The 14,637-nt window shown below is 71.7% G+C and carries 8 protein-coding genes; 3 read left to right on the top strand and 5 right to left on the bottom strand.

Features of this window, described 5'->3' with window-relative positions:
* Positions 1–149 precede the first annotated feature (149 nt).
* Positions 150–668, bottom strand: a complete 519-nt coding sequence (locus ACIQM4_RS01870) for a DUF6328 family protein (RefSeq protein ID WP_401584586.1) — start codon at positions 666–668, stop codon at positions 150–152.
* A gap of 267 nt (positions 669–935) precedes the next feature.
* Here ACIQM4_RS01870 and ACIQM4_RS01865 point away from each other — a divergent pair, with 267 nt between their 5' ends.
* The 3 genes from ACIQM4_RS01865 (at position 936) to ACIQM4_RS01855 (ending at position 9,064) form a co-directional block, all read left to right on the top strand.
* Complete coding sequence (locus tag ACIQM4_RS01865) at positions 936–5,285, top strand: HAMP domain-containing protein (RefSeq protein ID WP_401584584.1); 4,350 nt, start codon at positions 936–938, stop codon at positions 5,283–5,285.
* Positions 5,282–7,783 (top strand): SpoIIE family protein phosphatase, encoded by a 2,502-nt coding sequence (locus ACIQM4_RS01860; protein WP_401584582.1) that lies wholly within the window; start codon positions 5,282–5,284, stop codon positions 7,781–7,783. The genes ACIQM4_RS01865 and ACIQM4_RS01860 overlap by 4 nt, the downstream gene beginning before the upstream one ends.
* Positions 7,784–7,858: 75 nt before the next feature.
* Complete coding sequence (locus ACIQM4_RS01855; RefSeq protein ID WP_401584579.1) at positions 7,859–9,064, top strand: phosphatidylserine/phosphatidylglycerophosphate/cardiolipin synthase family protein; 1,206 nt, start codon at positions 7,859–7,861, stop codon at positions 9,062–9,064.
* On the opposite strand, the gene ACIQM4_RS01850 is transcribed toward ACIQM4_RS01855, so the two are convergent.
* The 4 genes from ACIQM4_RS01850 to ACIQM4_RS01835 all read right to left on the bottom strand — a co-directional run bounded on the left by ACIQM4_RS01850 (position 9,055) and on the right by ACIQM4_RS01835 (position 14,474).
* The gene (locus tag ACIQM4_RS01850; RefSeq protein ID WP_401584576.1) at positions 9,055–10,122 is read right to left on the bottom strand and encodes a YihY/virulence factor BrkB family protein; all 1,068 of its coding nucleotides are present in this window, start codon (positions 10,120–10,122) and stop codon (positions 9,055–9,057) included. The two genes, ACIQM4_RS01855 and ACIQM4_RS01850, sit on opposite strands and share 10 nt — an antisense overlap.
* A gap of 10 nt (positions 10,123–10,132) precedes the next feature.
* Positions 10,133–11,377, bottom strand: a complete 1,245-nt coding sequence (locus ACIQM4_RS01845) for a glycoside hydrolase family 6 protein (RefSeq protein ID WP_401584573.1) — start codon at positions 11,375–11,377, stop codon at positions 10,133–10,135.
* A 421-nt stretch (positions 11,378–11,798) separates the two neighbouring features.
* Positions 11,799–12,956: an XdhC family protein gene (locus ACIQM4_RS01840; protein ID WP_401584571.1), complete on the bottom strand. Its 1,158-nt coding sequence runs from the start codon at positions 12,954–12,956 to the stop codon at positions 11,799–11,801.
* A 60-nt stretch (positions 12,957–13,016) separates the two neighbouring features.
* Positions 13,017–14,474 carry an NCS2 family permease gene (locus tag ACIQM4_RS01835; protein ID WP_401584568.1) on the bottom strand — a complete coding sequence of 486 codons (1,458 nt, stop codon included), beginning with the start codon at positions 14,472–14,474 and terminating at the stop codon, positions 13,017–13,019.
* Positions 14,475–14,637: the final 163 nt, after the last annotated feature.

The following is a 14,637-nucleotide window of genomic DNA, read 5'->3' as shown; positions in this document are numbered from 1 at the left end:
GGGCCCGCCCCCCCCCCAAGGCCCCCCCCCCCCCCCCCCCAAACCCCCCCCCCCCCCGGCCCACCCGCCCCCCCCCCGGGGCCGGGGGGCCCCCGCCCGGCGCCCCCCCCCCCCCTTCCCCGTGCGGCCTTCCCCGTGCCGTCAGGAGTTCAGTCCTGCTCCTGCTCGGTGTACTTCTGGCGGGCCCAGAAGGGCAGTACGAACCAGCAGAGCAGGTACCAGGCGACCACGCCCGCGACGAGCCACGGCGCGTAGGCGTCGTGCGTGGCCACCCGCATCACCAGGAGCAGCGCGCACGACAGGGTGAGGAGCAGCAGGATCAGACCGAGGAAGGTGAGACGCGAGGCCCAGGTCACGGCCCGGCGCTTGATGCGGCGGCCGGAGACGATCCGGTGGAAGGAGACCGGGCCGATGAGGGCGCCGGTGGCGAGCGAGCCGAGGACGACCGTGACGATGTAGATGTTCTTGTCGATCGGTTCGAGGTCCTGGAAGTGCTCGCTGAAGACGACGGTGAGCAGGAATCCGAAGAGGATCTGCACGCCGGTCTGGGCCACCCGGATCTCCTGGACCAGCTCGCCCCACTGCCGGTCCGCGCGTTCGTCCTCGCTCTCTCTTCGTCCCTTGGGCCGCGTGGCGGCACCGCCCGCCCCCGTCTCGGACTCCGCCATGGGCCGATCCTCCTCATGTTCATTCAGTTTCGAGCATGCACTCGAACACATACCCTTTCGGACGACAGGCATGAGTGCCGCAGGCATGCGCGATGCAGGCCCGGCGCCTGCGGGGACAGGGCGGACGGGCCGCGAGTGACAATAAATTGCCGTACGACAACTGTGGCACCATGACCCACGGAACGCCCGTTCGGAAGTGAGCTGGTCGTACTGGTGCCGCCCCCTACGCGGGCCGGTTTCGAAAGTCACAAAGGGGTGGGGCAGGCCATGGGGACTACGGGTTCCGAGACGGGTGGACGTGCGACGGCGCGCTCCGGGGCGAAGACCACCGCGCCCGCGGCAGTGAGGACCACCGCCGCCGCGGCCGAGAAGGCCGCGGCCAAGAAGACCTCGGTCAAGAAGGCCTCGACCCGGAAGTCCGCGGCCCAGGACACGGCGGCGGACCCGGCGGCGCAGACCCCCGCCACGGAGACCGCCCCCGCCGCGCACGCCGGGGCGACCCCCGCCGCGGACACGGTGGCCTCCCCCGCCCCGAAGACCGCCCCCGCCGCCCCGAAGGCCCGATCCGCGGGCCGTACCGCCACCAAGGCGGCCAGGCCCGCGAAGTCCGTCGGCGGCGTCACCCCGGCCACCGCGTCGGTCCCGCTGCCCACGTCCGACGGTTCCGTCGGCGAGCCCGAGCTGCGCCAGCTCCTCGCCGGTCTGACCGCCGTGCGCGACGGCGACTTCGGCACCCGGCTGCCCGACGACCGGGACGGACTCCTCGGTGAGATCGCGCTCGTCTTCAACGGCATGGTCGACCAGCTCTCCCTCTTCACCTCCGAGGTCACCCGCGTCGCCCGCGAGGTCGGCACCGACGGGCGGCTCGGCGGACAGGCCGAGGTGCCGGGCGTGGACGGAACCTGGAAGGACCTCACCGACTCCGTCAACGCCATGGCAGGGAACCTCACCACCCAGGTGCGTGACATCGCCCAGGTGGCGACGGCGGTCGCCAAGGGTGACCTGACCCGCAAGATCGACGTGGACGCCCAGGGCGAGATCCACGAGCTGAAGAACACCATCAACACGATGGTCGACCAGCTCTCGTCGTTCGCGGACGAGGTCACCCGGGTGGCCCGCGAGGTCGGCACCGAGGGCAGGCTGGGCGGCCAGGCCGACGTCCAGGGCGTCTCCGGTACGTGGAAGGACCTGACCGAGTCCGTCAACGTGATGGGCGACAACCTCACCGCCCAGGTGCGTTCCATCGCCCAGGTCACCACCGCCGTCGCCAAGGGCGACCTCTCGCAGAAGATCCGGGTGGACGCGCGCGGCGAGATCCTGGAGCTGAAGGAGACCATCAACACGATGGTCGACCAGCTCTCCGCCTTCGCGGACGAGGTCACCCGGGTGGCCCGCGAGGTCGGCACCGAGGGCAACCTCGGCGGGCAGGCGACCGTGCGCGGGGTCTCGGGCACCTGGAAGGACCTCACCGACAACGTCAACGTGATGGCCTCCAACCTGACCGGGCAGGTCCGTTCGATCGCCCAGGTCGCGACGGCCGTCGCCAAGGGCGACCTCTCGCAGAAGATCAACGTGGAGGCCAAGGGCGAGGTCGCCGCGCTCGCCGGGGTCATCAACACCATGGTGACCACGCTCTCCGCGTTCGCCGACGAGGTCACCCGGGTCGCCCGCGAGGTCGGCACCGAGGGCATCCTCGGCGGTCAGGCCCACGTCCCGCACGTGGCGGGTACCTGGAAGGACCTGACCGACAACGTCAACTCGATGGCGAACAACCTCACCGGGCAGGTCCGCAACATCGCCCAGGTGACCACCGCCGTCGCCCAGGGCGACCTCACCCGCAAGATCGACGTCGACGCGCGCGGCGAGATCCTGGAGCTCAAGACCACCATCAACACGATGGTCGACCAGCTCTCCTCGTTCGCCGCCGAGGTCACCCGCGTCGCCCGCGAGGTCGGCTCCGAGGGGCGGCTCGGCGGACAGGCCGAGGTGGAGGGCGTCTCCGGCACCTGGAAGCGGCTCACCGAGAACGTCAACGAGCTGGCCGGCAACCTCACCCGGCAGGTCCGCGCCATCGCCGAGGTGACCAGCGCGGTCGCCGAGGGCGACCTCACCCTGTCGATCACCGTGGACGCGTCCGGCGAGGTGTCCGAACTCAAGGACAACATCAACTCGATGGTGGAGTCGCTGCGCGAGACCACCCGGGCCAACCAGGAACAGGACTGGCTGAAGACCAACCTGGCCCGTATCTCCGGGCTGATGCAGGGCCAGCGCGACCTGACCGTCGTCGCCGAACTGATCATGGACGAGCTGACGCCGCTGGTCGGCGCGCAGTACGGCGCCTTCTACCTCGCGCACGACACCGCGGACCACCCGGAGCTCGAACTCATCGGCTGGTACGGGCACTTCATGGGCACCCAGGACCGTCCGGTCCGCTTCGAGCTGGGCCAGTCCCTGGTCGGCCAGGTGGCGCGCAGCCGTCGGACGATCGCCGTCGACGACCTGCCGCCCGGCTACGTCACGGTGTCGTCGGGCCTCGGCTCGGCGGACGCGCGCAGCCTGCTGGTGCTGCCGATCTCCGTCGAGGGACAGATCCTCGGCGTGATCGAACTGGCCTCGGTGGGCGGTTTCGGCCCGGTGCACCGGGACTTCCTGGAGCAGCTGATGGAGACGGTCGGCGTCAACGTCAACACGATCGTCGCCAACGCCCGCACCGACGAGCTCCTCGGCGAGTCGCAGCGCCTGGCCTCCGAGTTGCAGTCACGCTCGGAGGAACTCCAGTCGCAGCAGGAGGAGTTGCAGCACTCCAACGCCGAACTGGAGGAGAAGGCGGCCCTGCTCGCCTCGCAGAACCGGGACATCGAGGCGAAGAACCTGGAGATCGAGCAGGCCCGCCAGGAGCTGGAGGACCGCGCCCAGCAGCTCTCCATCGCGTCGAAGTACAAGTCGGAGTTCCTGGCGAACATGAGCCACGAGCTGCGCACCCCGCTCAACTCGCTGTTGATCCTCGCGCAGTTGCTCGCCCAGAACCCGACCCGCAACCTCTCCCCCAAGCAGGTCGAGTACGCGGGTGTCATCCACTCGGCGGGCTCCGACCTGCTCCAGCTGATCAACGACATCCTCGACCTGTCGAAGGTCGAGGCGGGCAAGATGGACGTCAACCCGGAGCCGGTGGGGCTGCGCAAGCTGCTCGACTACGTGGAGGCCACCTTCCGGCCGATGACCGCGCAGAAGGGCCTGGACTTCCGGATCAGTGTGGCGCCCGGCGCCCCCGCCGAACTCGTCACGGACGACTCCCGGCTGCGCCAGGTGCTGCGCAACCTGCTCTCCAACGCGGTGAAGTTCACCGAGGCGGGCGCGGTGGAGCTGCGCATCGACCCGGCGATCGGCGGCGACCTGCCGCCGCTGGTGCGCCCGCACGGCCCGGCCGTCGCCTTCCGCGTCATGGACACCGGCATCGGCATCGCCGAGCAGCAACTGGAGGCGATCTTCGGGGCGTTCCAGCAGGCCGACGGCACCACCAGCCGCAAGTACGGCGGTACGGGTCTGGGACTGTCGATCAGCCGCGAGATGGCGCACCTGCTCGGCGGTGCGATCCAGGTGACCAGCGCCCCCGGCGAGGGCAGCACCTTCACGCTGTACATCCCGGTGGCCCGCTTCGAGTCGCCTGCCGCCTACGCGGATCCGGCGCTCAGGGAGGGTGACGGCACGGGGCTCGGCCTGCCCTCCGCCGTCGTACCGGCGCAGCAGCGCAGGCTGCTGGTGATAGAGGACAGGCCGCGCGGGCTGCTCTCACTGGTCGCGGAGAGCGCCGTGGCGGAACTGGCCGACGGATCGCTGCCGGACACCCGGGGCCCGGTGCACGTACGGACGGCGGTCGGCCCCGAGGAGGCGGCCGCGGCGCTGGCCTCCGACCCGTGCCACTGCGTCGTCATCGGCCTCGACATGCCCGACGGCTCGGCGATGCGGCTCCTGGAGGCGCTGGACGGTGACCCGGCGCTGCGGCAGGTGCCGGTGCTCGCCCACCACACCCGGCCGCTGGAGGCGGTGGCGGAGCGGCAGATCCTGGACTGGTCGAAGTCGAAACCGCTGGAGCTGCTGCCCAGCCTGGACGAGCTGCGGGAGCGGATCGCCCTGCACCTGACGGCCGAACGGCCCGCCGACGTACTGCCGTTGGTGCGCCCCACCGCTCCCGTGGTGGAGACTGCGCCCACCCCCGCGCCGGCGCCCGACGGGGCTCTGGACCTGGCCGGCCGGGTGGTGCTGGTCGTCGACGACGACGCCCGCAACGTGTACGCGCTGACCGGCATCCTGGAACTGCACGGAATGCGCGTCCTGCACGCCGACAACGGCCGCAAGGGACTTGAGGTGCTCGCCCTGCACGGCGGGGTGGAGCTGATCCTGATGGACGTGATGATGCCGGAGATGGACGGGTACGCGGCGACGGCCGCGATCCGCGCCATGCCCGAGTACGCCACTCTGCCGATCATCGCCGTGACGGCGAAGGCGATGGAGGGCGACCGGGACAAGTGCCTGGCCGCGGGCGCCAGCGACTACATCACCAAGCCGGTCGACGCGGGCGACCTCGTGGACCGGATGCGCACCTGGCTCGCCCGGTGAACGGAGAACCGGCCCCGCCCGACGAGCAGCCGCAGCCGGGACACCTGCCCGACGCCCCGCCGGACGGTCCTCTGCCCGACGCGGCTGCGCTGCTGGGTATCGGGCCGCCGCCCGGCGCCGCGGTGCCCGGGGCACGGTCCGCCGCCGCCCCGCGTCCGCTGGACGCGCTGGCCACCACCATCGAGCAGCTGCGCCGGGACCTCACGCTCGCCCAGGAGTCCGCGGACGCCCGCGCGCTCATCGGGATCGCCACCGGCATCCTGGTGGAGCGCGGGCAGGGCGGGCCCGCCGAGGCCGCGCTTCACCTGGAGCACCTCGCCGAGTCGGCCCGGGTGCCGCTCCTCGAACTGGCCGCCGACATCGTCAACGGCGCCGCCGGCGACCACATGTCCGACGCGCTCCCCACGTCCGCCTACCCCTCGCTCACCGGTGCGCCGTCCGCCGCCCGGGACGCCGCGCGGGACGCGGACACCAAGCCGGGCACCGTCCTGCGGTTGCGCGCCGCCGAGACCGGGTCCATGACGGGCGACGCCCAGACGGCCGCCCGGTCGCTCTTCGAGCAGGCGCTGGCCCCGCTGGGCGCGAGCGCGCTGGCGCTGTGGGCGGCGGGCCGGGACGGCGCGCTGATACTGGCGGGGCACGCGGGCTTCTCGCGCGGCGAGGCCGAACGCTGGCGATACGTTCCGCCGGGCGTGGCGACCTGGGCCCAGCAGGTACTGACCGAGCGCCGCCCCCGCTGGTACGGGACACTGCCCGCGGGCGTCCCCGGCATCGGTCTGCGGCACGGCACCGACGGGGCGCGCAGCATCCTGCCCGCCGAGGTGGGCGGGCGCATCCTCGGTGTCCTGGAGGTGTGCTGGCCCCAGCCGCAGCCTCAGCTCACGACCGCGGCCACCCGCCAGCTCGACGCACTCGCCGACCTGTGCGCGCACACCCTGCCGGGCACCGAGGTGTCCGCCGCGTCGGCGGGGAACCCGGCCGACGAGCAGGCGGGCCCGCTGGCCGACCTCGCGGACGGGCTGCTGGACCCGGCGCTGGTGCTGCTGCCGTTGCTGGACGACCGCGACGGCGTGGTCGACTTCCACATCGCCTACGCCAACGAGCGCTTCGCCGACCTGGCGGGCCGCTCCCGTTCCGTACTGACCGGGATGCGCTGGCTGGAGGCGTATCCGCTGAGCGCCCATCAGGGCGGCCTGTATGAGCACCTGTTGCGGGTGCACGCCACCGGTGAGCCGTTCAGGGCCGGGCGGATGACGCTCAACTCGCAGGTCGAGGAAGTGCCGTTGGTCTCGGTCGCATCGGTGGGGGTGGGCCGGTACGGCGACAGCGTGCTGCTGAGCTGGCGCCTGGAGGACGAGGCGTCGAGGCTGGCATCGCTGCTCCAGCACGCCCAACGCCTGGGCCGCATCGGCGGGTTCGAGGAGAACACCGTCACCGGCGACATCCTGTGGAACAGCCAGCTGTACGCCCTGTTCGGGCTGCCGCCCAGCTCGTCCCCGGTACCGCTGGACCGGCTGCACCATCACGCCCACGACGACGACTCGGTGGCCATCGGCCGGTTCCTGCGCACCCTGCTGCACCACCGCCACTCGTCGTCCACCGCCTTCCGGCTGCGGCGCGCCGACGGTGTGATGCGGCACATCCGGATCGTCGCGGAGCCGGTCACCGACCCGGCGGGCAACATCCTGTCCGTACGCGGCGCCTACCAGGACGTGTCGTCCCAGCACTGGACCGAGGTGGCACTGGCCGCGACCCGCGACCGGCTCGCGGACTCGGAGCAGCAGTCGGCGGCCCGCAACCGGCTCGCCCTCCAGCTCCAGCAGGCGATCATGCCGCCCACCAGGGACGCGGTCGACACCTCCGGGCTGCTGGTGGCGGTGCGCTACCGGCCGGCCGAGGAGGAGCACCTGGTCGGCGGTGACTGGTACGACGCGGTGGCGCTGCCCGACGGCAAGGTGCTCCTCGCGGTGGGCGACGTCGCGGGGCACGGCATCCACGCCGCGACCGGAATGGTCGTGCTGCGCAACGCGCTGCGCGGCCTGGCCGCGACCGGTTCGGGCCCGGCCCAGCTCCTGGGCTGGCTGAACTCGGTGGCCCACCACCTCACCGAGCAGGTCACCGCCACCGCGATCTGCGGTGTGTACGACCCGCGGACCCGGTTGCTGCGCTGGGCCCGTGCGGGCCATCCGCCGCCGGTGCTGGTACGGGACGGCGCCGCCGCCGCGCTGCCGATGCCGCCCGGCATACTGCTCGGTGCGGTCGGCGAGGCCCCGTACACGGAGCACGAGGTGACACTGGAGCCCGGCGACCGGCTGCTGATGTACACGGACGGTCTGATCGAACGGCGTGACCGTACGGTGCAGGAGGCCCTGGAGCAGCTCCTCGCACTGGCCGGCACGGCGCCGCCCGAACTGGAGAAGCACTTGGACCGGTTGCTCACCCACAGCCGTTCCGACACCGACGACGACACCTGCCTGATCGGCATCGAGGTGCGCTGATCCGGCTCTGCGGGCCGAAGCGGCCCGCCCCCAGGGGAAGTTGACCCAGCACACTCACGCAGGAGCAGAACAGTCATGACCGCAGAGCTCGTCCCTTGCCGCAGCACCACCCCCGACGACGACACCGCGGCGCGCAAGCAGCGCATCCGGCGCCGGCTGGAGCGGCTGATCGGCATCGCCGCGACCGAGGGCAACCGCCTCACGCCGCTGCGCAACGGTGACGAGATCTTCCCGGCGATGCTGAAGGCCATCAAGGGGGCCCGGCACACGATCGACATGATGACGTTCGTGTACTGGAAGGGCGACATCGCCCGGGAGTTCGCGTTCGCCCTGGCCGGGCGGGCGCGCGCCGGCGTGCGGGTGCGGTTGCTGCTCGACGGCTTCGGCAGCCGGCTCATCGACAAGGACCTCCTCGCCGAGATGGACGCGGCCGGGGTCCGGGTCGCCTGGTTCCGCAAGCCGCTGTGGCTCTCTCCGCTCAAGCAGAACCACCGCTGTCACCGCAAGGCCCTGGTCGTCGACGAGCAGACGGCGTTCACCGGCGGGGTGGGCATCGCCGAGGAGTGGTGCGGCGACGCCCGGAACCCCGGCGAGTGGCGGGACACCCATGTGGAGGTCGCGGGCCCTGCCGTGGACGGGATAGCGGCGGCCTTCGCGCAGAACTGGGCGGAGTGCGACGACGACCTCTTCGACGACCACGACCGCTTCGTGGAGCACACGAAGCAGGGCGACGCGGTGGTGCAGGTGGTGCGCGGGTCGGCGAGCTTCGGCTGGCAGGACATGCAGACGCTGCTGCGGGTGGTGCTGGAGTCGGCGGAGGTACGGGTGCGTCTCGCGACGGCGTACTTCGCACCCGACCAGTACTTCATCGACCTGCTGTGCGCGACGGCGCGGCGCGGTGTCGAGGTGGAGATCCTGGTGCCCGGCCCGTACACCGACAAGCGGGTGTGCCAGCTGGCGGGCGAGCAGCACTACGAGGAGCTGACGGCCTGCGGCGTGAAGATCTGGCACTTCCAGCCGACGATGATGCACGCGAAGGTCATCACGGTGGACTCGGTGGCGGCCCTGACCGGCTCCACCAACTTCAACCGGCGCTCGCTGGACCATGACGAGGAAGTGATGCTGGCGGTGCTCGACGAGGAGTTCACGGCGGTCCTGGACGGCCACTTCGACGAGGACGTGACCCGCAGCGAGCTGGTCGAGGCGCACACGTGGCGCAGGCGCGGCGGTGTGCAGCGCCTGCGGGAGGCGGCGGTGACACCGATCCGCCGCTACTTGTGAGGACCCGCGGGGTGGGCCACGGCACCGTCCGGGCCGCCCGCGGTCTCTGAGGGTCCGGCGCCGTCCCGGTCCCCGAAGAGGACCGCGTCGCCCTCGCCGCCCGGTCCCGGGTCCGCCCGTACCGGCTCGGTGATGCCCGCCCGCGCCGCCTCCAGCTGGGCCGCGAAGGCGATGCCGAGGAAGAGTGCGACGCCGGTGAGGTTGGCCCACAGCAGCAGCGCCACGAACGCGGTCAGCGGACCGTAGAGCGCGCCGAAGGTACCGCTGCGCTCGACGTAGACCGTCAGCAGCCAGGTCGCACCGACCCACAGCACCAGTTGCACCGCGGACCCGAACGCCAGCCAGGTGTAGCCCGGTTGGACCCGCCGGGGCGACCACCGCAGGATCACCGCGGACGCCATCCACGCGAGCAGCACGCCCGCCGGGATGTCCATCGCGTGCCACCAGCCCAGCCAGCCGGCCGACCAGCCGAGCGCCTCGACGAGCGCGTCCCCCACCGCGTCGCCCGCCACCAGCGCCAGGAAGCCCAGCACCATCGGCATGCCGGCCGCGAGGGCGAGCAGCAGGCTCCGGGCGTACTTGCGGGCGAACGGCCGGTCGCGCTCGATCCCGTATATCCGGTTCGCGCCCCGCTCGATCTGGGCCATCGCGGAGGCGAGGTTGAGCACGGCGAAGACCAGGCCCGTCCACATCGCGATCGCCGTCCAGGTCCCGGAGGCGGCGCTGCGGCGGGTCTCGTCGAAGGCGTCCGCTATCAGGTCGGCGCTGTCCCCCGGCACGATCTTGGTGAGCGTCAGCTCGACGACCTGCCCCACCGCGTCGCTGTGCACGGTGGCCGCCGCGCCCACCACCGCGACGATGAAGGGCACTATCCCCAGCACCACCTGGTAGCCGAGGGACCGGGCGTGACTGAACCCGTCGGCGTACCGGAACCGGGCGAAGGCGTCGAGCAGCAGCTTGCGGCCGCCGTAGTGCCGCAGAGCCGTCAGAGCCTCGTCGCCGGAGAGTTCGTCCCCGATCATGTCCCGGGTCTGCGGGACATGAACAGTAGTTCCCATCCGGCATACGTTACCCGGGACGGCCCGGCAGGATGGTCGGGTTCGACAGTCGTACGAGTTCCAGGGCCTGGTCGGGGAACCAGTCGCCCGCCTTGGGGTCGACGGTGCCCCGCTCAGGGTCCTTGGGCCCCGCCGTACCGCGCAGGCACAGTCCGTCCGACTCGCCGGGGGTCTTGATCCACAGCTTGGCGTCGTGCAGCGGGTCGCCGGTGCGGGTGGTCGGCCGCACGCCGAGGCCGCGGCCCGGCGGGTTGCACCAGTCCTGCGGGTCGGTGTACTTGCCCGCGGGGGGCGTCCATGGTCCCTTGCCGTTGCGGCTGGTGTCCGTGACGAAGTGCTTCATCTTGTCGGGCGGTGTCGTCACGTTCTGGTCGAGCCACGCCTGGGCCGCGGCGCGCGGGCCCTTCTGGGAGGGGCAGGCCTCCGCCTTGCCGCCGGCCTCGACGTACGCCAGGCAGGACGAGATCAGCTTGCCGTACCAGGAGTTGGCCTCGTCGGTCTGGTAGTTCGAGGCGTTCGTGTAGAAGCCGGTGGCGTTCTTGACGCCGCCCTTGACCAGTCGCGGCACGATGCTTGCGACGTCGTGCCAGCCGGCGTGCCCGGTGTCGAGGTAGACCCGGGTGTGCCGGAGTGCGGCGAGGGTGGCGACGGCGTGGTTGACCTCTTCGTAGCGGGCCGCGGTCTTGGACCCCTGACCGTCGTCCTGCCCGCAGTCGGAGGGCAGCAGGGCGAGCGCGTCGGGCTCCAGCACCACGATGGCGTCGCGTTTGCCGATGCCGCGGGCGACGGCCTCGACCCACTCCTTGTACTCGGCGGTGGTGCTCGCGCCGCCACCGGAGTAGTTGGAGCAGTCGCGGCCGGGGATGTTGTAGAGCGCGAAGACGGGGACCGAGCCGTCGATGCCGGCGTCCCTGACGATGGCGCGCGCATCCCGCTCGACGACGGCCGGGCTCTGGTCCCCGTACCAGACGGCGTGCGGCGTGCGCACCATGCCGACGAGGCCCGCAGCCTCCTTGACGGTGCGGGGGCTGCCGCCGAGCTTGAGCGCCTGCTTGTAGGCGTCGGGGTTGGCGAGCGGCGTGTACAGGCGGGGGCTGCCGACGAGGGCGGGGGCCGGCGGCCCGGCGGCCGGCTCGGGCGCGCCGGACGCCGGAACGGAGGTCATGGCCCAGACCAGGCCGGCGGCGAGCGGGGGCAGGGCGGCGAGAACGAGGGTACGGCGGCGCAGCCGGCCTTTGGGCCGGGTGTGTTTCACGGGGCTCAGCGTCGGCACGGGGCGCGTGGGCGACGAGGGCTGCTCGGGCGGTTCGGGACGCATGAGGCACTCCTGGGTCGCAAGGACGTGCGGGAGCGGTTCCCGCACGAGAGTTGCCCAGGGCCATGTGCGCGTCAAGAGTGAGGAGGATTCCGTTGCACCCGGGGCCGCGGATTTAACGGTGCGTCAGGATTGCGCACGAGGCGAGCCGACGGGGTTCGTACGGGTGAGGAGTGACTGGCCGTCAGCCGAACGCGAAGCCCGACCACGACCACCGCGCGCCGAGCCGAGGCGCGACGACCCCACGCGAGGCCGTGGCGCGACGACCGAGCGCGGTCCGCGGCAGGCGACCGCGCCCGGGTACGGCGAAACCCGGCCCCTGACGACCGTGTGGTGTCGTCAGGGGCCGGGTTCGCTCGGGTTACGCCACCTCTCCAATCCGGCCGACCGTTCCCGGCGGGCCGTCGTGGTGGATCGGGGTGTGGGCGCCGGTGAGCGAGGCTCCCGTGCCGCCGCGGCGGGCGGCGACGATCTCCGCGCCGATGGACAGCGCGGTCTCCTCCGGCGTCCTGGCCCCCAGGTCGAGTCCGATCGGGGAGCGCAGCCTGGCCAACTCCATCTCGGTGACGCCCACTTCACGAAGCCGTTCGTTGCGGTCGAGGTGGGTGCGGCGCGAGCCCATCGCGCCCACGTACGCCAGCGGGAGCCGCAGGGCCGCCGCCAGCAGCGGGACGTCGAACTTGGCGTCGTGGGTGAGCACGCACAGCACCGTCCGCCCGTCCAGGCTGCCTGCGACCGAGTCCAGATAGCGGTGCGGCCAGTCGACCACCACCTCGTCGGCCTCAGGGAAGCGCGCCCGCGTCGCGAAGACCGGCCGCGCGTCGCAGACAGTGACCCGGTAGCCGAGGAACTTGCCCACCCGCGCCAGGGCCGACGCGAAGTCGATCGCACCGAAGACGATCATGCGCGGCGGCGGCACGCTCGACTCCACGAGGAGGGTCAGCGGCCGGCCGCAGCGCGAGCCGTCCGCGCCGATCACGACGCTCCCGGTCCGCCCCCCGTCCAGCATCGCGCGGGCCTCGCCGGCCGCCGTGCGGTCCAGTTCGACGTGCCCGCCGAACCCTCCCTCGTGGGTGCCGTCCGGATGCACCAGCACGGCGCGCCCGACGAGTTCCGGGGGACCTTCGGTGATCCGGGCGAGCGCCGCCGTCCTCCCCAGCGCGGCGGCGGCGCACGCGGCGGCCAGTACCGTGCGGTCCTGCGAGTCGCCCCGTACCGGCGTGACGAGGATGTCGATGACGCCGCCGCAGGTCAGGCCGACGGCGAACGCGTCCTCGTCGCTGTAGCCGAAGCTCTCCACCACGCAGGCGCCGTCGGTGAGCGCCTGCCGGCACAGTTCGTAGACCGCGCCCTCCACACATCCGCCCGACACGGACCCGATCGCCGTGCCGTCGCTGTCGACGGCGAGGGCCGCGCCCGGCTGCCTGGGCGAGCTTCCGCTGGTGGCCACGACCGTGGCGACCGCGAAGTCCCGTCCCTGCCTGACCCACCGGTCCAGCTCTTCGGCGATGTCCAGCATGGCGGTCTCCTCGGGGGTCGGGGACGGATGTGCGCAGGGTGCGTCCTGACGTGGGTACCCCTATCCGACGCCGAGCCAGCTCTCGATCGGGTGCAGCGCGAAGTACACGATGAAGATCAGCGTCAGCGCCCACATGAACACGCCGAGCTCGCGCGCCTTCCCCTGGGCCACCTTGATGACGGTCCAGGCGATGACGCCCGCGGCGACACCGGTGGTGATGGTGTAGGTGAAGGGCATCAGCACGACGGTGAGGAAGACCGGAATGGCGGTCGCCCGGTCGCTCCAGTCCACGTGCCGGGCGTTCTGCATCATCATCGCGCCGATGACCACCAGCGCGGCGGACGCCACCTCGGCGGGCACGATCGCGGTGAGCGGGGTGAAGAAGAGACAGGCCGCGAAGAAGAGGCCGGTGACCACGGCCGACAGGCCCGTACGGGCGCCTTCGCCCACACCGGTCGCCGACTCGACGAAGACGGTCTGGCCCGAGCCGCCGGAGACACCGCCGATCGCGCCGCCCGCACCGTCGATGAACAGCGCCTTGGACAGGCCGGGCATCCGGCCCTTGTCGTCGGCGAGCTTGGCCTCGGTGCCGACACCGATGATGGTGGCCATCGCGTCGAAGAACCCGGCCAGCACCAGCGTGAAGACGATCATGCCGACGGCCAGCACACCGATGTCGCCCCAGCCGGTGAACTGCACGTTGCCGAAGAGCGAGAAGTCCGGCATCGAGACCGCGCTGCCCTTGAGCTCGGGAGCGCCGTTGGTCCAGCTCTTGGGGTCGATGTCCATGACCGCGTTGAGGATGACGGCCAGGACGGTGCCCGAGACGATGCCGATCAGGATCGCGCCGGGCACGTTGCGGGCCTGGAGCATGAAGATCAGCAGCAGGGTGACCGCGAAGAGCAGGACGGGCCAGCCGGCGAGTTCACCGGTCGGGCCGAGCGAGAGCACGGTCGCCTTGCCGGGGTGCACGAAGCCGGCCTTGACCAGGCCGATCAGCGCGATGAAGAGACCGATGCCCATGGTGATGCCGTGCTTGAGCGCGAGCGGGATCGCGTTCATGATCATTTCACGGAGGCCCGTGACGACCAGGAGCATGATCACGACGCCGTACATCACGCACATCGCCATGGCCTGGCCCCAGGTCATCTGGGGTGCGACCTGCGAGGCGAGTACGCCGGAGACGCTGAGGCCGGCCGCGAGGGCCAGCGGGACCTTGCCGACGAAGCCCATCAGCAGGGTGGTGAGGGCCGCGGCGAAGGCGGTCGCGGTGATCAGGGCGGGCTGGCTCATGATGCCGCCGTCCACGTCCTTGCCGCCGAGGATCAGCGGGTTCAGGAGGAGGATGTACGCCATCGCCATGAAGGTGGTGACACCACCGCGCACCTCTCGGGCGACGGTGGATCCGCGCTGGGATATGTGGAAGTACCTGTCGAGCCAGGACCGGCCGGAGGGCTGGCGCGTGCCCGCGCCCGCATCCTCCGCCATGGTCTTCGGCTCAGTGGACTGCTGGGTCATGGTGCCTTGTCTCCCAAGGTTCAAAGGGGCATCCCACGTACCGCGAACGGCAAGGGAATTCGGGGACGGTTCGAGGGCTGCACGACCCGGAGGACGGTCCGAGGTGAGCTCATTGGTGCGGATGGACGGGTGGAACTGCCGCTAGCGATGCGGGAGTTTCGGG

It is taken from the genome of Streptomyces sp. NPDC091272, assembly GCF_044757485.1.
GTDB lineage: Bacteria > Actinomycetota > Actinomycetes > Streptomycetales > Streptomycetaceae > Streptomyces.
The sequence above is the reverse complement of the archived record's forward strand: the minus strand, read 5'-3'. Positions and strand labels throughout refer to the sequence as shown.